Here is a 19,398-nt window from a genome sequence, read left to right on the forward strand (position 1 = left end):
TTGCCCAGCAACGGATTTCTCGGGCTGTGGCGCAGCTTGGTAGCGCACTTGACTGGGGGTCAAGGGGTCGCAGGTTCAAATCCTGTCAGCCCGACCATCTGGGTGTCCTAAGAACTGTCTTAGGAACCCAACAACGAAGTGAAGCCCGCAGCCATTCTGCTGCGGGCCTCACCTCGTCGGTCACGGCCCCCGGGCTCATGCGACCTTGGTTGCCGCCTTCCCTCGCTTCGGTCGACTGGTCTTCGCGGCGGCCGCTCTCTCGGCGGCTACCTGCGACGCCCTCTCCCGTCGCGCTTTGGCACGCTCCTGACGAACCTCCAGGTCCGCCACTCCACCCGGAAGCGTGCCCGTGTACTCGTTAAAGAACTCGCGGTCTCGACGACGCAGGATTGGCGACTTGCGCGGGGGACGGTTCTCGGCTGCTCGGCGGTCTTCGACTTCCTCTGCCTTCAGGAAGTCGCAGATTTGTTTGATGTTGAGAGCGACGATCAGGAACGTCAGGAACACGTAACCGGATGCGAAGCCGCGAGACTGTCGGTTGAGATGGTCGTGCAGCGACCCGTACTTCGGAGCCTTCAGCATCGAGTTCCCACGCGGGACGGTGCTCGTCTGTCAGGCAAGACAGCTTGATCCTCAGCCGGGCAGCGGCCAGGCAGGACTCGGAGACACCGAAGTCCTTCGCGACCTGCCGCCCCGACGTCTCGGCCTTCCGAGCGACCGCGATCACGTTACGGCGGAACTCTTCCGGGTACGCCTTCTTCATGGCGCGCACCCGTTTAACAGGAGCCCTTGCTCCTACCCGTCAGGAGTCAACCAAACCTGCAGCAGTCCCGAGCGATGTCGTACGACTCTCCCTGCGATGGAACCCTTAGGCTGCTAGCTGAGGATAGGTCCGGTGTGGCCGGGCTGCGCTCGAGACACGCTTTCTCGACACGGAGGTCATTCGATGCCAACGATTGAAGGACAGGTGCGTGCCGCCAGCGAGGGCATCGAGCGCAACATCTCATTGATCAGCTCGGATCGCGGATTCCTGTCGAAGAACGTGCTGCAGTACCTCCGCGACCTCGTCGAGGCGTTGACTGTATGGGCGCACACCGGCGATCCTGCACAACCCTTCATTTACCAGACGCAGTTCGAGCCAGCTCGCGACTTCGCGAAGTCGCAAGCGAACTACCGGCCACTGACACGGTTCCACGCCATGCTGCAGGTCAGTGTGTCGCACTTCACACTCGACGAGGATCCGTCCGAGCGCCTGATGCTGAAGTACTACGAGTTCCTGCTCCGTATTCGCCAAATCGCTAAGGACAGCCTGGGCATCGAGGTCCTGCGAAACCTCGAGAGCTTCCCCCTCGACCTCGATCCGCTGCTGCGCGAGTACCACGCAAAAATCGCGACCCGGATCGAGGAGCCGGGTCATATTTCGCCGGGCAGCCCACGTCGCGACCGGTACTACGTCATCAGCTCCCGACCGTTCTACGCGAACGGGCGGATCTACTACGAGGTCACTTTCGCTCCAGCGCACAACCGAACGAGCAAATTCGACCGCATCATCGGCTTCACCAGCATCGACGTGTCGGACTCCTACGCCGCGAACATGGAACTGCAGAGCAGTTCGATCGACGTCTTCGGCCAGCCGATGCCCATCGTCCTGATCCGGTCGTGGGAGGTGTCGATCCGTCCCTGCGAGTTCAACAACTTCGCCCGCTTGTTTGGCCAGCAGACCAAGGTGAGCGCCGGGCAGCTCGAGTACCGAAACCTGATGCTCTACCTCACGACAATGAAGTACAATTTGCTCGACCTCATCGACATGCCCGACGCAGAGTTCACGCACATTCGGACGAGGGCTACGGACGGCATCAAGCGAACCGACGAGATCTTCACCATGCTCCAGGGCTCGCGCGACATCATTCGCCGGGACTTGCCAGGCTCACGGATTTTGCGCTACCTGCTGCTCACCATGAACAACAACGTGGTGCGGGCGCAGTACCAGCGCGACCGCTGCGGATGGCTGTCAAACCTAAACATCACGCCAATGTCCAGGCCATTCGACACCATGCCCTTCTGCACGTACCCGCGGCGCCACACTCCGCGCTTCTTCGACCTGGCGACGGCGATCGGCAGCAATGGGCGCGAGCATGAGTTCCTGGCGCGGCGCGTCATGAACAACGTTGAGCAGCACGGAGTCATCTACACACCCGACGCGGAACTCGAGGACCTGGGCGACCTGGACCAGCTGGTTGCGACCTACAACCGGCTACTGCCGCCCACGGACAAGCACAAGCCGCGCATCATGGCTCACGACAAGGGACACGTCTTTATCACCGGGTACGAGAACGACTCGGTCACGATCATCAACGATCTTCAGGCCATCGCCGCAAGCGGCCTCGGCGACCACGAGACGGACGCGAAGGCATGGCTCGATGCCAACCAATTCGCGATCGATGACGATCTGAAAGCCCATGCCCTCACCCGGCTGTTCGCCGAGTCCAAAGTCGCCCTCATCTACGGCGCCGCCGGCACCGGCAAGACTCGAATGGTCGAGCACATCGCGTCGTACTCCGATGGATCTCGCCAACTCTTCCTCGCCAAGACGAACACCGCCGTTGACAACCTTCGGAGCCGAATCGCGACCAGCGACGCCAACTTCAGCACCATCGACAGCCACCTCGGGTCGGGGTCGACAGGCGCGCTGCACTACGACCTGCTCGTTATCGACGAGTGCAGCACTGTCGGCAACAATGAACTGCTCAAGGTGCTCGACCAGACATCGTTCGACCTTTTGGTGCTGGTCGGAGACGTTTACCAGATTGAATCCATCGAGTTCGGCAACTGGTTCCGAACCATCCGCGCCTACATCCCGCCGGGCTCGGTATTCGAGCTCACCGAGCCGTACCGCACGAAGGACAACGCGCTCCTGACGCTCTGGAACCGCGTCCGCACCCTTGACGACAAGATCGAGGAGTCCATCTCCGGGAGCGACTACGCTGGTCCACTCGACGCGTCTCTCTTCACTCGTGCTGACCCGGACGAGATCGTGCTGTGCCTGAACTACGACGGCCTTTACGGCATCAACAACGTCAACCGCTTCATGCAGACGAGCAACCCGGCGCCCGCCGTGGCGTGGGGCGACTCGACCTTCAAAGTCGGCGACCCAGTGCTCTTCAACGAGACGGACCGCTTCCGTCCGGTCATCTTCAACAACATGAAGGGCGCGATCGCCAAGATCGACCGCACACCGGGCCAGATCACCTTCGACGTCGACATCAAGCGCGCCGTCACGCAGGCTGACCTGTGGGGAACCGACCTGCGATGGGTGTCGGACAGCGTCGTCCAGTTCGATGTTTTCGAGCGCGCGAACACCGACGACGATGATGACTCCGCGACGACCGTGCTTCCGCTCCAGATCGCGTACGCGGTCTCGATCCACCGCGCGCAGGGATTGGAGTTCTCTAGCGTCAAGGTCGTCATCACCGACGCCAACGAGAAGCGCATCTCGCACAGCACCTTCTACACAGCCATCACGCGCGCCCGTAAGCATCTCAAGATTTACTGGACCCCCGAGACGCAAAAACGAATCCTCAGCCGCCTGAGCGTTGATGAGAACACGAAGGACGAAATGCTGCTGCGTGCGAGGCGGGGTGTGGCGCCTATCACTAAAAGGCCGCCGATGCGTAACTCACGACAAGCGCCATAACGTGCACTCGCCGCAACATGTAATTTTGCCAACGGTTCTCAGTCTCTATCAGCGTCGAGATCGGCCTGCAGGTCGTGGTAGCGAGCATCGCGTTCGTAAGACTCCGCGATAGCGCGAAGTACGCGGGCCGTGCGAGGCCATCGCGCCCGAACCACCGCGCTCCACGACAAGTACCGGCCGGCGAGGTCTCGCTCTTGGCTGCCTCCGTCGTAGGGGCCTCTGCTGGTGACGCCACGCGCCTTCGTCCGACCCATGGCAAGCCCGTTCTCCAAGTCCCGGCTACCAATCGATTCGATGACCTGCCGTACCAGTTCTGCGGGCCAAACACCGTCGTCGCCGAGGGGTGTGTGGGCCAGCGCGTGCCCGATGGCCTCGTCGCCGATGTCGCCTCGATCGCTGGCGGATAGTTGTAGCCGCGCCTCCTCGATCCATCTCTCCATAACAGCACCATTGATGCTGCCGTCGTTTCGGCGGCCGGGAAAACCCGTCCAGCTTTGCAGTACCCACCACGCTTGCGAGGCTGCGTCTTGCTTGGCTTTGTCCGAGGCCTGAAGCTCTTGGCTTTTACCTCGATACGCTTGTTGCACGAGCGTGACAAAGGTTGCTGGATCGTTGGCGAGGAAATGGTTAAGGGCGGTGGGCTCGCGAGTGTGCTCGAGCAGACGGAAGAATGCGTACTCCAGCCGCGCGACGTCAGCCTGAGCGCCAGCGAGGAAGTCAAGCAGCTCCCCGACGTAATAGCTGTCCATGTCCGACAGCTGGTCGATTGACTGCGATTGCTGCAGAGCCTCGTCGAGAACGTTAAGGATGTTCTTTGTTTCGAGCACGGGCTGGACTGAGTCCTGGTCTCGGGGGCGATTGAGGGCATGGGCCGCAACGGGGATTGCATCCCACGCGCGACCGTGGCTGATGAGCTGGTCAAGGGCAAGTGGGGTGTCCTTGCGCTCGACCACGACGACTGCCGCGTTCGTCCAGTACTCGACCTCATCGTTGATATCGGCACTCTCGTGAAGTACGTCCCAGAAAGCCTTACGGGCGGGAGCCTGTCGGACGAGGAGCGCTCGAGCCTGACCGACAATTTCGTCGCGAGCCAGGACGGAGCGAAGCCAGGTCGCATCCTGGTCAAGCATCGTCTTGTGCGCCCAGCTCGCTGCCGCTTCGCGCAGCGCCTGATCGTCAGACCCGAGCCAAGGGAGTATTTCGGTGAGCCCGACTTGCGGTTGCGAGGCCAGAGCCCACCCAAGGTGACGCGGGACCGGGGCGCGACGAGCGAGGCGTGTGAGCTGAGCGGCAGCGTCGTCCCGTTCCAAAATGCCGCTGAGCGCCTCCTTACGCCGCTGCTCAACCGCTACCTCGTGGCGCTCGAAGTCCCGCTTGTCAACGCCGGGGAGGTCGGGGTGCCAGTCGAAGAGAAAGCTGAAACGAAGTGGGTCCGAAGCTGGTTCGAAGACTGCTGCAACGGCCTTGAGCTGAGCCAAGGTGCTGGGCGGCATAGCCCACTCGCTCGCGGCGTAGCGCTCGTGCCGAGTCGTTTCTGCGTGAAGCTTTTCCCAAACCTGCAGCCGCCCCTCTGAAGTGAGGTCTTCGATCGCCTGGCTTTCCAAGAAAGTGACGATTCGAGCTCGATCGTCCTCTGGAACTGTCGAGATGTTACCGACCAGCTCTGCAAGGCGGGCGGGCGAGCCTGCGGCAAGCCTGATGGCAGAGTCCACAAGCCGCCTCACCGTGGCGATCCAATCGGCCATCGACACTGACCGAGAACTTGGACTCCAGTCATCACGGAAGCGGGGCGACGCCGGAGGAATGACGACTCTGTGCCTAGAAGGCCAGAGTTCGAGGAGGAGCTGCCATCCCACAGCATGCGAGATACGTTCGACAGCGGCGATCGCCTCCAGACGCACCTCGAGCGAGGCTGCGGTGTTCTGTACCCAGCCACAGAGGACAGTAGCCAGGCTTGCGCGCGGGCGGTTGGCAGTCCTGCCCCCCGGATCAAGGACCGCGAGGTGTGCCAGCACTTGCGCGCCTTGGACGAGATGCGAGGGCGACCAGCACACCGTTTCGATTGCCCACAGCAAAGAAGGATGTGGCGACGAAGGGCCGAAGCCAGCCAGGCCGTCCTCTTCCTGAAACAGCCTCAGTACCACTGCGGACTCACTCGTGAGATCGTCCTCGAGGGCGGTCAAGAAAGCGTCTGGAGCAGCCTCGGCGAGCAGGGGGAGGACCTCAGCAAGCACCTGCCAGGTGCGGCCTGAGGCATCGGCGTTAGCGGTCTCCAGCAGGCGGCTGACAAGCGCAGCCGCGAGATCCGCCAACGAGCGGCTGCCGTCCGCGAACGTATCGACACCCATTGACCCCATGAGAGCAAACCCTCGAGCTAATCCTCGGCGCAAGACCCCGGAATGTGGGCGGCCTTCTCCATTCATCCTCGCGAGTAGACGCGCGCTCCCGTCCAGCTCGAGTATCGAGTCCTCCAGCAGCATCACGTTGCTCACCTGCTCACCCCAGCGCTCGAACGTCGACGGAGAGATCGAGTCGCGAAGTAACAGGAATGCTTCCTCGGGTGAGACGAAGCTCCATTGAGACCCAATCTTGCGCAGGAGAGGGTCTCCTGACATGGATACTCGTTGGACGGTCTGCTCCACTTCCTGCCAGGAGCGCCCGGTCACCTGCTCGATCACGGCGAGGTCTGCGGCATTCTCGGTCCAGCTACAGATGATGGCGAGGGGCGCGAGGATCGAGGCGTCCGGCTGCTCGGCCCAGTGAGGGCGACGAATCCTTGGGTCGCGTGAGAGGTATCGCACGAGGGCTGGCATGCTTCGTCGACCGAGGACGGCGAGCCGATCCGCCCTGTCGAATGGGACTATCGCCTCCCGGAACGCTTCGGCAGCCGCGAGCCGTTCGAGGCGAGGCAGTGGGAGGTCGACTGCCCGCCGAGTCACGGTGGATCCTTCGACGACGATGATTACGTGGTGGCCGCGGTTGATGGCGGTGTCGAGACTGGGACCCTCGAAGAGAGGAACCAGAACCGACCGGCCGGGCTGCTCGACGACACGGTCCCATACCTCTGCTGACCGGATGATCAAGAGCGCCGGTGCGAGTTCCCCCGCCGAGCCAAACTGAGTTTGCAGGGCTGCGTGGACGAAGCCAATCACGTCCTGATCCCACTCGGACTGGACCACCGTTAGCTGCGCCGGGGCCGACAATCGCTGCTTCAGCTTCTCGGCTTCGGTGAGTCGGCCAGCCAGGAAGAGCGTGATTGGTAACGCGGGATCAGTTGACGCCTTGAGACTGCCCCACCATGCGTCGACCGTTTGCGCGTCGCGCGGCCGCAACCCGAGATGCTCCGAAATCCAGTGGTGGGCGGCCGGGGACGCCTGCAGCCAGCCCTCTAGATCGTCCGCGTCGATCACGCGGACGTCGGCGAAGTAACCCTCCGCCCGACGTTCTACAGCCCAGGCAGCGCCTTCGGCCCATCGCCGGGGAGTCACGAACACGAAGGTGCTGTCCGACGTACTCTGTTCCGAGCGCTTTGCGTAATCTTCTGACGCCTTCCCCTTCGGACTCTTGTCGACGCCGAACTCAAGTGCGAGGACACCTGACGGGATGAACGCAGAGCCGGACGACTCAGCCCTCCCGTCCCATCCGGGAAGTGCCACACCGTCGCCGGCTCGGACGGATATGTTGGAGACGCCGGGCGTCTCCGCGAGCAGGCGACGAACGAGTTCTGGGAAATGCTCCTGCGCGTCGCGTTGGCGCGCGGTTGCCCATTGACTGAGCTGACTCGCGGTGACCAACTCCGGGTTAAACATGCGACGTTCGGTCTGCAGGGAAGGTGTCGTTACTGCGCCTCGAGCTGCGATGAGTCGTTCGACGTCCGCGAGGCGAAAGCGGTGGAAGCGAGAGCCAGGCAGGCGAGCCTCGGGGAGCTGTCCCGCCTTGACCCAGTTGCGCACGGTGTTCTCGTGCACACCAAGTCGCTTCGCCGTCTCGCGAACGTTGAGAAAGTCGTCGGAACTACCGCCCATGACGCGACAGTACCAGTTTGTGGACTTTGTGGACTCCCGAAGTGGCCCCTTTCCACGACCACTGAGCAGAACCACCAGCTGCCGTTGGCCCGGAGTCATCTCGGCGCGGGCAGCTTTGTTGCGTCTGATGCTGAGTGGAAGGGGGTAGTTGTCGCAAGCCTTGCCCCGTCGGGTGGCGCTAGTCGGGTCTGACACCTGTCCTTCGCGGAGGTGCTCCACTTCCGATGCCTGACGCCGATGGTAGGCGTCGCGGAAGACCTCGCCGGAGAAACGCCTGATCAAGAGGTGATGCTCGAGGGGGCGCCACCGTCAGGGGATAGGCGACGGCTCGTCGGAGAATAGGGCGCGCTGCGGCAGCGCCGCGATCCTCGCCACTGCGGGCTTTGGGGAGTTCTTGAGACAGCCCACCATCTGCCTCGCCGGATCAATCCATTCGGCGAGGCTCATTCTCTCTGAACGAGCACTCTCTCGTCGCCTCCGTCAGGACAGAACGGCGAGGTGTTGCTGTCGGCTGATGTGGTGTGCCTACCCAAGCTTGCATCAGCTACGAGGCCTCGATGAGCCATCGAAATCCAGTGCCAGCCCCCACTACGCAGCCGAAGCCGATGCTCCTGAGCATGTCGACCAGATCCGGAGCCGGTTCATCCGGGAGGAGCAGTGCACATCGCAGGCTGACGACGCCGAGGTTGTGTCTGTAGTCGTGCAGCTGACCGATCGCCATCCTCACGTCGTTCCGACTTGCTGAAGCTTTGGCCTCGAAGAGGGTGTTGTCATCGTCCGTGTAGTAGTCCGTGAGCAGGGCCGCCCCGCTGTCGATGGGTATGGCCCACCTGTTGGCTGACCTGCCCTGCATCGCAAGCCAGGAATTGAACATGCTGGTCAGTTCTGCCTCGCGTCGGCGCGTAGTTGCGGCTTCCGAGGCGCGCCGTGCGGAGACGTACGTGCGATCCACTTCGAGGGGGACCTGAAATGGCGCTTTGGGCTCGGTTGCTGGCTGGGAACGAGGAACACGGACCGGAGCCGTCCCGGAGCTGAGTCGCTCGAGGTGAAAGACGATGACCGTCCTGTCCTGACCTCGGCTGTCAACTGCCCGGGCATAGTGGAACGGCCCACGATCATCCTGCCGGACTCGATATTCCCCAACGTATTCCTGTTGTTTCCTGCCCGACCCGGGGAGAGTGCCTGCGGCGACGAACAGCTGCAGTCGCTTGTTTTCCTCAGCATGGTTGACGAGAGTCCGATTGCCGCGGAGAAATTCTTGATCCCCCACTTGGCCCGCGCCGGTGTAGTCGAAGCCTTCGCCTGCGTCTGTGACCCCGTCATGTTGGGCGTAACCGAAATGCGCACCTTCTGTAATGTCGGACAACACCATGACGTAATCGCTCGTCCTCGACGGCACTATTCCGCCCGTATAAACGCTTCCGCCATACCGGGCGGATAACGCGGCACGTGTGGTCATGTCACCAGGTTGCAGATCCCACGAAGTCTCCATGAAGCGATGCAAGTGCTCGCCGAACGTAAAGGTGTTGCGCGAAACGGGTGGTTCGAGGGTGTCATTGGGGTGTAAGAGACTAAGGCAAGGGTGTGTCGGCGACTTACCGCCAGCATCGATTGCGCTTTCGCTGCGCTGATACAGTCGTCGGCATGACCAAGGGTTCGCCGGTGGATGCGGTCAAGGGCGTCGTTGCAGACCGCGAGTGGGGGCAGTTCCATTCGGAGGAGAACTTGGCGAAGAGCGTCGCCATCGAGGCCGGCGAGTTGCTGCAGTGCTTCCAGTGGGGAACCGACTTCGATCCCTCCAAGGTCCAAGATGAGCTCGCCGATGTACTGACCTACTGTCTCCTCTTGGCTGACAAGCTTGGTGTGGACCCGGAGCAAATAGTCCTGCAGAAGCTCGCCGTCACTCGTGAGAAATATCCCGTGGACAAGGCCCGCGGCCGGAGCGAGAGATACGATGCCCTCTGACATCGTCAGGGTTCCCTTCGAGCGGGATGCGCTGGACGTCTGGGCACTCACCGATGCGCGTAACGTCGATTGGCCAGTTGTCTACGTTCTCGATCAGTCCAAACCTGAGGGCACGGGCGAGCCACGGCATGGACGTCCCAGGGATGTCTACGTTGGGGAAACCCGCAATGCTGCGGGCCGAATGCGCCAGCATCTCGCCAACCCCGATAAGGGCCAACTCGACACAGTTCGGGTCGTCGTCAATGAGACCTTCAACAAGTCGGCGTGTCTAGATCTCGAGTCGCGGCTCATCCAACTGCTGTCAGCAGATGGGGCTTACAGCGTTCTCAACCGCAACGACGGCATCACCTCGGCCAACTACTACGACCGTGAGCGATACCGGGACGTGTTCGCGGATGTCGTGCAGCAGCTCCTCGCCGAGGGCGTGTTCACGCGTCCGATCCCCGAGATCGAGAACAGCGACCTCTTCAAACTGTCGCCGTTCAAGGCGCTGACGCAAGACCAGGCCGCGGCTCTCGAGGACATCTTGGAAGGGCTGTTCGCCGACCTACGTGACGAGCGTGGCGACACCATCGTCATTCAGGGACACCCGGGCACCGGCAAGACCGTCGTCGCCATCTACCTGCTCAAGCTGCTCGTCGATATCGGCTCCGCGCCTCCTTCGGACGACTTCGACAGGGACTCGCTCTTCGCGGACTTCTTCCTTGGGGAGCACCCGGCTCTGCTCGCAGACCTGCGAGTCGGCATCGTCGTGCCTCAGCAATCGCTCCGTGAGTCCATCAAGCGAGTGTTCCGCAAGACGCCTGGGCTCGACGCGGCCATGGTGTTGACGCCGTTCGAGGTAGGGCAGGCGGATGGTGAATGGGACTTGCTTCTCGTCGATGAGGCGCATCGGCTAAACCAACGGGCGAACCAGTCGACGGGCGTGCTGAACGCGAAGTTCCCGATCATCAACAGGCGCCTCTTCGGGACCGACGACCTCGCGAAGACGCAGCTCGACTGGATTCGCGCGAAGAGCCGCCACCAGATCCTCTTGCTCGACGAGGCACAGAGCGTGAGGCCGGCCGATCTGTCAAAGGAGTCAGTCGTCGAACTCCTCGAGGCTGCTCAGGCCCGTGACCGGCGATACCGGCTCTCGACGCAGATGCGGGTCCAGGCAGGGGCTGACTATGTCGCCTACGTCCGAGACGTTTTACGCGTGCCTCGTGCGGGCCGTGTCGCAGGCAGCGTTCTGCCGCAGAGGTTCAAGGGCTACGACCTTCGGGTCTTCACCGATCTATCGGAGATGCACGCGGAAATCCGAGCGCGGGATGCTGAGCACGGTCTTGCCCGACTTGTCGCCGGTTACGCCTGGAAGTGGGCTTCACGCAAAGATTCCGGAGCGGCCGACATCGAGCTCGATGGTGTCGCGCTTCAGTGGAACAGGGCCTCGAAGGACTGGATCGCGTCGCAGGGAGCCTTGGAGCAAGTCGGCTCGATCCATACGGTGCAGGGATACGACCTCAACTACGCGGGTGTAGTCATCGGCGGGGATCTGCGCTACGACGTTGATCGTGACGAGCTCTTCGTCGATCGTGCCTCGTACTTCGACACCAAGGGTGCCGAGAACAACAAGCAGCTGGGGCGGTCGTACTCCGACACCGAGCTGCGCGAGTTCATCAGCAACATCTACGGGGTGCTGCTGACTCGGGGCATCCGTGGGACGTACATCTATGCAGTGGACCCCGGCATGCGGGCCTACATCGAGAGGTACTTCTCGGCATGACGTCCACGTTGGTGACACCGCAGGAACTCGCCGTCCCCGGGCGGGCAATGTGCAAGTACGTTCGGACACCCCACGCTGGCGGGCATGTCGACTACGAGCGATGGCGGCTCGACGACGTGCGAGCAGACTCCGCCCGTTCGTATTTCGCGTCCGGTTCGGTCTCCCCTCCGATGGACGGTCTCGCGGAGTTGCCGTCCTGGTCACACTCTTTCGACGTCGCGACAATGGCCCCGACCGTGCCAGGCGCGTACATGTTCCGCTCGCGGGCGACGAGCAAGGTCGTCTATGTCGGCATGGCAGGCGAACATAGTGGCGCAGGTCTGCGGGGAAAGACTTGACATCTACCTGCGCGGTCGGGGAGCCGTGTCCTGCTTCGCAGAGGCTGCACTCGGTCGTGCTCTGTCGGACGTGACGCGGGTGACTAGTCGGTTAGGGCTGCTCACGAACTTGGAAGGCACCAAAACGAGAGAGTGTGCGAAGGCTGCCATAGAGCGGCAGACGTCGAGGTCCGGTGGGCAACGACAGTCGATGCGGTCTCGGCCCGAGCGCAGGAGGCACGCGTGCTGAGGTCTTTTTACGGCTCGCAATTGTGGAACAGGCAGCGACCCAAGAACACGGACTCCGGAAAGTCGTGATCTGGTCGTTGTTTCACCTGAACGGAGAAGCTTTGTGATCCCACGTCGGATGAAGGATCCCCATTATCGACAGAGTCAGCTTCAGGCCGTTGATGACGAGCACATGGCCCCGGTCTCGGACTTGGTCAGGCGCCTCAGCGCCGAGCGCCCTGAGCTAGAAGGCGTGCCCTGGGTCGCTCCGCACTACGATCCACGCGTTGCACGCATTCTGTCGTTGTCCTCCAACCCAGGTCCAGGTGCTGGCGGGAGCACAGGGAGCGGGATGCTGTCGGCGGAGAACGACGACGCGTCTGCCGAACGGATGTTGAAGGTCTACACAGCCGCCGGGATAGATTCCGAGAACGTCGTGCCGTGGAACGCCTTTCCCTGGTTCGTGCACGCTCAGCTTCCCGATGGCCTGACCCGCGACCACCTCGAGCAAGGTGTGCTCGTCCTCCGACGATTTTTGGAGCTCTGCCCAAACGTCGTGTCGATCGTCGCCCACGGTAGTGACGCTCACCGTTCTGCGCAGTTACTTCGATCGATCCGCTTGGTAGGGCCTTTCGTTCGTGAGCGCGGTATCCACACCTGGGATGCGCGGCATACGAGCAACCGTGCTTTCATCCTGCCTCGCCAGCAGCGGGAGGACGCATTCGACGACACGGTGGAGACGTACCGCCAGGCGATGGTGCATGCGGGGCTGAAACCGAACGAGCCTTCCGCGACCTGAGCGCAACGATGCAGTGAGACGCTGCTCGAAAGGGGGGTGGCAGGTGCACCTGTGGTCGATGAGGATCACTCGCGGGCCGAAATGCGGCTGAGGGTGCAGGGGGCCACGAATGAACGAGGAACGACGCTCGACCGCCACGGCAAAGTTGACAAGGGGAGCGGTCGCGATCTCGGTATCGGTCGTCCTTGCTTTCAGCCTGTCTGCTTGCGGTGCCTCATCCGAGAACACCGCCGCACCCGCCGGCCTCGCTGCCATCGAGCCATCCGCGGCACCGACACCGGTCATTTCGATCAAACGAGAGGACGTCACTGAGGTGCTTCCCTTCGATGCCGTGACTGTCGACGACCCGACCAGGGATATCGGCCAAGACGCGATCAGCGTGACGGGACAGGACGGGTCCAAGGTGCTCACGTATGAGGTCACCTATACGGACGGAGTCGAGAGCGGGCGGGTCGTCGTGGCTGAGAACGTCGTGGCCGCCCCCGTCCAACAAGTCACCAGCATCGGCACGCGTCAGCCCTACGTGGCCCCGGCGCCTGTCGCCGCCTCGGCGGTCGGCGGGTGCGACTCCAACTACGCAGGTGCATGCGTCCCCGTGGCCTCGGACGTGGACTGCGCCGGCGGCAGCGGCAACGGGCCCGCGTACGTCCAGGGTCCCGTCACCATCGTCGGCAGTGATGTCTACGATCTCGACCGCGACGGGGACGGCGTCGCTTGCGATCGGTGAGGCCGGCTCCGGATCAGCCCACGGTGCCGCCCTGGACTCCAATTCTTGCTCGCATGCGGCGTGAGCATCGACGCTGACGCGCTGCAATTAGACGTGCCTGGCGTGCTCGATGGGCCCGGCCGTATCGCCCCAAACGGGGGCTCGAATCCGCGTCGTGACTCCTCATAGCGTGACAACGAGGGGGAACGACATGAGCGACACCGTGCCACGCGGCAGCGCGGCCTTGACCCTGCGGGCGCGTCGACCCGCCTACTCGGTCATGCAGGAATGCCTCCGACTCCAGGCCGCGGCACCCGGCCTGACCCGTCGCCAGCGTCTCCTCGGCCGCTCGCCCCTGAGGCCCGACGCCGTCAGCTGGTACAAGGGCGCCCTGGGCGAGATAGAGGTGGCCCGCGTACTCAGCGACCTCGGACCAGACTGGACCGTCCTGCACTCCGTACCGGTCGGATCGGGCGCGTCCGACATCGACCACGTGCTCATCGGCCCGACCGGCGTGTTCACCATCAACACCAAGAACCACGCCGAGGCGAAGGTCTGGGTCGGCGGCGGGACCATCATGGTCAACGGTCACCGCACTTCCTACGCTCGCGCCTCGGTCTTCGAAGCGCAGCGCGCCTCTCGTCTCGTGTCCGCAGCCGCGGGGGCTGAGGTGGCCGTCGTGCCGGTGATCGTCGTCGTCGGTGCGGCGTCGCTGCGCTTCGGCGACAAGACGCCGACGGTCCGCGTCGTCACGGCCTCACAACTGCGACGGTGGCTCTTCTCCCTGCCCCGCATGCATTCCGAAGAAGCCCTGGCTTACCTGACGCTGGTCGCCGAAGAGCGAGCCACCTGGCACACCCAAGCGCTGGTGCTGACCGACACCCTCCGCCATGAACACCGCTTTGAGCGCCTGCGCCGCGACATCGACGACGCCGCGCGGCGTCGCCGGCAGTGGCGGGTCGGTACGGCCCTCGGTGCAGTGGCGGCATCCGGGGGTGTCTTGCTCGCGGTCCTCGCAGGCGTCGCCAGCGCCGTCTTGGCATCCATCGGCTGACCCGCCCCCGCCTCACTCGTACCGCAGCGACGCCACCGGGTCCGCCTTGGCCGCGCGGGCCGCGGGCAGCGTGCCCGCCACGAACGCCACCGCCATCACCACGACGACGATCAGCGCGATCGCGGCCGGGTCGAACGCGATCAGGGTCAGCCCGGGCAGGCCCGACAGCAGCGACCCGGCCAGCGAGGCGCTCACCACGCTGCCCACGCCGATCGCCAGCCCCGCCCCGATCGCACTGCCGAGGAACCCGATGAACGCCGCCTCGAGGCTGAACAGCGCGAACACCCGACCGCTGCCCATGCCCATCGCCTTCATCAGGCCGATCTCGCGCGTCCGCTCCTGCACCGACATGAGCAGCGTGTTCACGATGCCGAAGCTCGCGGCCAGCAGCGCGATCACCGCGAACGCGTTCAGCACCAGCACGATGCCGTCGATCACCGTCTTGATCGTGCCCAGCTGATCGGCCACGGTCGTCCCCGTGAAGCCGGCGGCCGTGAGCCGATCCTTCAGCTCGTCGACCTGCACGTCGCTCGCGTCGTCGGCGAACCGCACGCTCGCCTCCGCGTACCGGTCGACCTGGTCGGCCGGCACCCCGACGTTCTGCGTGTCGAACAGGGTCGTGCTCAGCGCCGCGTTCGGCACGATCGCCGCACCGGCGGGCGACGCGAGGCTCTCCTCGGCGACCCCGACCACCGTCGCGGTCACGGTGTGCTGCGCCCGCGTCGCGTCGGTCACCGCGATGGTGACGGGCTGGCCGACCGCGTCGGCGTCGTCCGCGAAGCCCAGGGGCGCCACGTAGGAGGTGGGGATCACCACTTCGAGACCGGTCGCGTCGTCGTCCGGCTGCGCCCCCTCCGTCACGGCCACCTGCTGCCCGGACACCAGGCCGCCGACGGTCGCCACGTACTTCGTGCCGCTCGCGCCCTCGACGTAGTCCGGCGTGATCGACTCGACGGGCTGGACGGCGAGGACTCCCTCGATCGTGCCCAGCGCCTCCAGGTCCTCGGGGGTGAGCGCGACGACCGTCGCGCCGGGCGCACCGGGGCCGGTCGACGCGATGCGGTCGGGGTCGTACTCGGCGGGCCCCGAGTCGGCGGCGCCGAGCCCGGTCGAGTCCTCGACGGTCTTCGACACGGTCATCGTGTCCGTCGAGCCGACCGCGGCGACCGTGTCGTCGAGGTACTGGTTGATGCCGGTGCCCAGCCCGCTCGTCAGGGTGAGCGTGAACGCCCCCACGACGATGGCCAGGACGGTGAGGACCGAGCGCGTCCTCGACCGGAAGGTGTTCGCCACCGCGGTCGTCAGCAGGTCGACGGTCGTCATGCGGCCACCTCGTTCCGCTCGTCGACGATCAGGCCGTCACGGACGACGATGCGGCGGTCGCAGCGGGCCGCCAGCTCTTCGTCGTGGGTGACGACGATCAGCGTGATGCCGTGCTCGCGCTGCAGCGAGAAGAGGATGTCCTCGACGACGGCCCCGGTGGCGGTGTCGAGGTTGCCGGTGGGCTCGTCGGCGAAGATGACGCGCGGGTCGTTCACCAGCGCCCGGGCGATCACCGTGCGCTGCTTCTGCCCGCCCGACAGGTCGCGCGCCTTGCTCGCCGCCTTGTCGCCCAGCTCGAGCTGCTCGAGGGCGGCCAGGCCACGCCGACGGCGCTCGCCGCGGGACACCCCCGCGATCGTCATCGGCAGCACGACGTTCTCGAGCACCGACGCGTTCGCGGTGAGGAAGAACTGCTGGAACACGAAGCCGAACGTCTTGTTGCGGGTGCGGTTCAGGCGCCCGCCGGCCAGCGTGCCGGTGTCGACGCCCTCGAGCTCGACCGTGCCCGACGTCGGGGCGTCGAGCAGGGCCAGCACGTGCATCAGCGTCGACTTGCCCGAGCCGCTCTTGCCGACGATGGCGACGCTCTCGCCCTCGGCGATGTCGAGGCTGACGCCCTTCAGGGCGTCGAACCGGTTCGCGCCGCGGCCGTACGACCGGCGGACGTCTCGGACCGAGATGATCGGTGTCATGGTGCTCCTGTCGCTCGGGCCGACGGCGTCTCCGGTGGCCCGTCACCACTCTCGCGAACGGCCTCGACGGGCACGTCACCCCGGCGCGGACACCTGCCGTACCGCGTCCGCGGTACGCGGCTCGGCGCGACCTGACGCGGCAGGGTGACTCGGCGGCCCGGGTTCCAGGGCACGATGGGCTCATGACCACGACGGACGACCGGAGGCGCGAGCCGGCCTGGCCACACAGCCGCGTCCCCGGGTGGGTCGCCGACACGGTCGCCGTGGTGCTCGTCGCCGCCGCCGCGTTCGTGCCCTTCCCCCTGCCGGAGTTCCGGCCGACGTCCGGGCTCGTCGTCGCGATCGTCGTCGCGCCCGCCGCGCTGCTGCTGCTCCGACGGCGCCGGCCGGTCGCGGTGCTCGCCGCCGTGCTCGCGCTCTTCGGCGCCGCGGCGCTGCTCGGCACGCTGTCGCCGGGGACGGTGCTCGCCGTCGCGATCGTCGTCTTCGGCATCGCGTCCCGGTCGAACCGGCGCCGGGCCCTCGTCGTCGCGGCCGTCGCGGCGGCAGTCGTCGTCGGCCTCAGCTACCTGGCCACGCTGACCGGGGTGTCCGACCCGCGCGTCGTGCAGTTCGCCCTGCTCATCGCCCTCGCCGCCGCCGCCGGCGACGCGAACCGGTCGCGCCGCGAGTTCGTCGAGGCCGTCACCGAGCGCGCCGAGCGGGCCGAGCGCACCCGCGAGGCCGAGGCCCGTCGCCGGGTCGCCGAGGAGCGGCTCCGCATCGCCCGCGACCTGCACGACACCGTCGCCCACCAGATCTCCGTCATCAGCCTCAACGCCGGGGTCGCCTCGTCCGCGATCGAGACGCGACCCGAGAAGGCGGTGACCGCCCTCGCGACCATCCGCCGCGCCTCCCGCACCGTGCTCGGCGAGATCGGGGACCTGCTCGAGGTGCTCCGGACCGACGACGCGGCGGGGCCGGCCGCGCCGCAGCCCGGGCTCGACCGGCTCGACGAGCTCGTGGCGGCCTTCGGCGACGCCGGGCTCGCCGTCACGACCCGCGTCGAGGGCGCCCTGGGCCGGGTCGCCGGCGCCGTCGACCTCGTCGCCTACCGCGTGGTGCAGGAGGGGCTCACCAACGCGCTCAAGCACGGCAGCGGCGGCCGGGCGCACGTGCTGGTGGCGGTCGACGACGACCAGGTGTCGGTGGTGGTGACGAACCCGGTAGGGGAGCAGGGCGGCGGCGACGGCTCTCGCGGCGGCGACCCGCGCGGCGTCGACCCTCGCGGCGTCGACCCGCGCGGCGAGGACGGCGTGGGCGGCGCGGACGACCGCGACGCCGACCGTCGTGGCGGCTACGGGCTGCTCGGCCTGCGCGAGCGGGTGGCGGCCGTGCGCGGCTCCCTCGAGACCGGCGTCGGGGTCGGCGGCCACCGCCTCGCGGCGCAGCTGCCCTTGCCCGTCGACCGGGGCGGCGCCTCGTGACGCGCGTGCTGGTCGTCGACGACCAGTCGCTGATCCGCCAGGCCGTGGTCGACATCCTCGAGGCGACCGACGACCTCGAGGTGGTGGGCGAGGCGGTGACCGGTCGCGACGCGGTCACCCGCGCGGCGGAGCTGCGCCCGGACGTCGTCGTCATGGACATCCGCATGCCCGTGCTCGACGGCATCGGCGCCACGGCCGAGATCTGCGCCGACCCGGAGCTCGCCGACACGAAGGTGCTCGTCCTCACCACGTTCGAGGAGGACGAGAACGTCGTCGCCGCCCTGCGCGCCGGAGCGAGCGGCTTCATCGGCAAGGGCGCGGAGCCGGACGAGATCGTCCGCGCCGTCCAGTCCGTCCACGCCGGCGAGGCACTGCTGTCGCCGGCGGCCACCCGCGCGCTCATCGCGCGGTACGTGCTGCCGCCTCCTCGTGCTCTCGACCCCGTGTCGGGCGGGCCGGTCGAGGGCGGGGGAGGTGCGGGTCACCGGGCCGTGCCGCCGCGCCTCGCGCACCTCACCGACCGTGAGCGAGAGGTGCTGCTGCTCGTGGCCCGCGGCCGCACCAACGCCGACATCGCGTCCGACCTCGTCATCTCGCCGCACACGGCGAAGACCCACGTCAACCGCGTCATGACCAAGCTCGACGCCCACGACCGGGCCCAGCTCGTCATCGTGGCGTACGAGACGGGGCTGGTGGCGCCCTCGGCGGAGTGAGCGTGCCGGTCGAGCCGGCCCCCGCCTCCTCGGGTCTGTCGATCGGTCGGTTCCGGTGCCTCGGGGGCCTTCGAGGGACCGATTCTGACCACTCGACGACGCCTCCTCGGGTGTGCGTGCTGACCGGGGGAGGCCGACGGCGACCGGTGCGGGGTCGTCAGGGGCGCCTCCTGTGCTCACGCCGGGTGTGCCACGACGCGACGAGTGCGGTCGCGAGGGCGGTCACGATGCCGACGACGGCGACCTCGACCGCGTGTGGCAGGGGAGTGACGCCGTCGAAGGGGCTCGTCAGGGCGGAGTAGGGGCCCGTCACCAGCGTGGTCAGGAGGGCGACCGCGAGCAGCTCGCCGACCAGCGGCGGGAGGCGGCCGCGGATGAGGTGGTCCGGGAGGGCCGCCAGGGCGCCCAGCACGAAGCCGACGACGGCCAGCGCGAGGGCGACCGCGACCGCGGGCGACATCGCCTCGAGCAGGTCGAGGGGGCGCCGCCACCCCGGGGAGGGCGAGGTGGCGACGAGGCCGATCGCGAAGACGAAGGAGGCGAGGAGGACGAGTGCGGCAGCCCCGGCCGCGCTCGTCCAGGGCAGCACGGACAGCAGGGACCGGGGCCTCGCGGCGAGCGGGGAGGTCGTCACGCGCCGACGAGCCCGTC

At 65.9% G+C, this 19,398-nt stretch carries 14 protein-coding genes and 1 tRNA gene; 9 read left to right on the top strand and 6 right to left on the bottom strand.

All coding sequences use genetic code 11. The features are described 5' to 3' along the window. The first annotated feature begins 20 nt into the window (after positions 1 to 20). Positions 21 to 97, top strand: a tRNA-Pro gene (locus tag FHR78_RS06660). A 98-nt stretch (positions 98 to 195) separates the two neighbouring features. Here FHR78_RS06660 and FHR78_RS06665 read toward each other — a convergent pair. Next, positions 196 to 582: a hypothetical protein gene (locus FHR78_RS06665; RefSeq protein WP_166759778.1), complete on the bottom strand. Its 387-nt coding sequence runs from the start codon at positions 580 to 582 to the stop codon at positions 196 to 198. A gap of 364 nt (positions 583 to 946) precedes the next feature. Here FHR78_RS06665 and FHR78_RS06670 point away from each other — a divergent pair, with 364 nt between their 5' ends. Continuing rightward, positions 947 to 3,694 carry an ATP-dependent DNA helicase gene (locus FHR78_RS06670; protein WP_166759779.1) on the top strand — a complete coding sequence of 916 codons (2,748 nt, stop codon included), beginning with the start codon at positions 947 to 949 and terminating at the stop codon, positions 3,692 to 3,694. A gap of 38 nt (positions 3,695 to 3,732) precedes the next feature. Here the strand turns inward: FHR78_RS06670 and FHR78_RS06675 are convergent, their stop codons facing one another. Together FHR78_RS06675 and FHR78_RS06680 are read right to left on the bottom strand one after the other, a co-directional pair. Further along, positions 3,733 to 7,719 (bottom strand): helix-turn-helix domain-containing protein, encoded by a 3,987-nt coding sequence (locus FHR78_RS06675; protein WP_166759780.1) that lies wholly within the window; start codon positions 7,717 to 7,719, stop codon positions 3,733 to 3,735. 544 nt (positions 7,720 to 8,263) lie between these two features. Further along, positions 8,264 to 9,178, bottom strand: coding sequence for a hypothetical protein (locus tag FHR78_RS06680; protein WP_166759781.1), 915 nt, complete (start codon positions 9,176 to 9,178; stop codon positions 8,264 to 8,266). 185 nt (positions 9,179 to 9,363) lie between these two features. Here FHR78_RS06680 and FHR78_RS06685 point away from each other — a divergent pair, with 185 nt between their 5' ends. From FHR78_RS06685 to FHR78_RS06705, 5 genes are all read left to right on the top strand, one after another. Beyond that, positions 9,364 to 9,684, top strand: a complete 321-nt coding sequence (locus FHR78_RS06685; protein WP_166759782.1) for a nucleotide pyrophosphohydrolase — start codon at positions 9,364 to 9,366, stop codon at positions 9,682 to 9,684. Further along, positions 9,674 to 11,449 (top strand): DUF2075 domain-containing protein, encoded by a 1,776-nt coding sequence (locus tag FHR78_RS06690; RefSeq protein ID WP_166759783.1) that lies wholly within the window; start codon positions 9,674 to 9,676, stop codon positions 11,447 to 11,449. Before FHR78_RS06685 ends, FHR78_RS06690 begins: the two co-directional genes overlap by 11 nt. Positions 11,450 to 12,346: 897 nt before the next feature. Continuing rightward, a complete protein-coding gene (locus FHR78_RS06695; protein WP_166759784.1) occupies positions 12,347 to 12,793 on the top strand; it encodes a hypothetical protein in 447 nt (148 codons plus the stop codon). Between the two features lie 109 nt (positions 12,794 to 12,902). Beyond that, positions 12,903 to 13,520 carry a G5 domain-containing protein gene (locus tag FHR78_RS06700; protein ID WP_208393022.1) on the top strand — a complete coding sequence of 206 codons (618 nt, stop codon included), beginning with the start codon at positions 12,903 to 12,905 and terminating at the stop codon, positions 13,518 to 13,520. Between the two features lie 190 nt (positions 13,521 to 13,710). Then, a complete protein-coding gene (locus FHR78_RS06705) occupies positions 13,711 to 14,553 on the top strand; it encodes a nuclease-related domain-containing protein (protein ID WP_166759785.1) in 843 nt (280 codons plus the stop codon). Positions 14,554 to 14,565: 12 nt separating this feature from the next. Here FHR78_RS06705 and FHR78_RS06710 read toward each other — a convergent pair whose 3' ends face one another. Together FHR78_RS06710 and FHR78_RS06715 are read right to left on the bottom strand one after the other, a co-directional pair. Continuing rightward, a complete protein-coding gene (locus FHR78_RS06710) occupies positions 14,566 to 15,876 on the bottom strand; it encodes an ABC transporter permease (RefSeq protein WP_166759786.1) in 1,311 nt (436 codons plus the stop codon). Further along, a complete protein-coding gene (locus FHR78_RS06715; RefSeq protein WP_166759787.1) occupies positions 15,873 to 16,568 on the bottom strand; it encodes an ABC transporter ATP-binding protein in 696 nt (231 codons plus the stop codon). The genes FHR78_RS06710 and FHR78_RS06715 overlap by 4 nt, the downstream gene beginning before the upstream one ends. Positions 16,569 to 16,750: 182 nt before the next feature. Between FHR78_RS06715 and FHR78_RS06720 the strand changes: the two genes are divergently transcribed. Beyond that, the gene (locus tag FHR78_RS06720; RefSeq protein WP_166759788.1) at positions 16,751 to 18,034 is read left to right on the top strand and encodes a sensor histidine kinase; all 1,284 of its coding nucleotides are present in this window, start codon (positions 16,751 to 16,753) and stop codon (positions 18,032 to 18,034) included. After that, the gene (locus FHR78_RS06725) at positions 18,031 to 18,747 is read left to right on the top strand and encodes a response regulator (RefSeq protein ID WP_166759789.1); all 717 of its coding nucleotides are present in this window, start codon (positions 18,031 to 18,033) and stop codon (positions 18,745 to 18,747) included. Before FHR78_RS06720 ends, FHR78_RS06725 begins: the two co-directional genes overlap by 4 nt. Positions 18,748 to 18,904: 157 nt before the next feature. Here the strand turns inward: FHR78_RS06725 and FHR78_RS06730 are convergent, their stop codons facing one another. Then, positions 18,905 to 19,381, bottom strand: coding sequence for a hypothetical protein (locus FHR78_RS06730; RefSeq protein ID WP_166759790.1), 477 nt, complete (start codon positions 19,379 to 19,381; stop codon positions 18,905 to 18,907). Between the last annotated feature and the right edge of the window lie 17 nt (positions 19,382 to 19,398).

Source organism: Frigoribacterium faeni (assembly GCF_011761235.1).
Taxonomy (GTDB): Bacteria; Actinomycetota; Actinomycetes; order Actinomycetales; family Microbacteriaceae; genus Frigoribacterium; species Frigoribacterium faeni_A.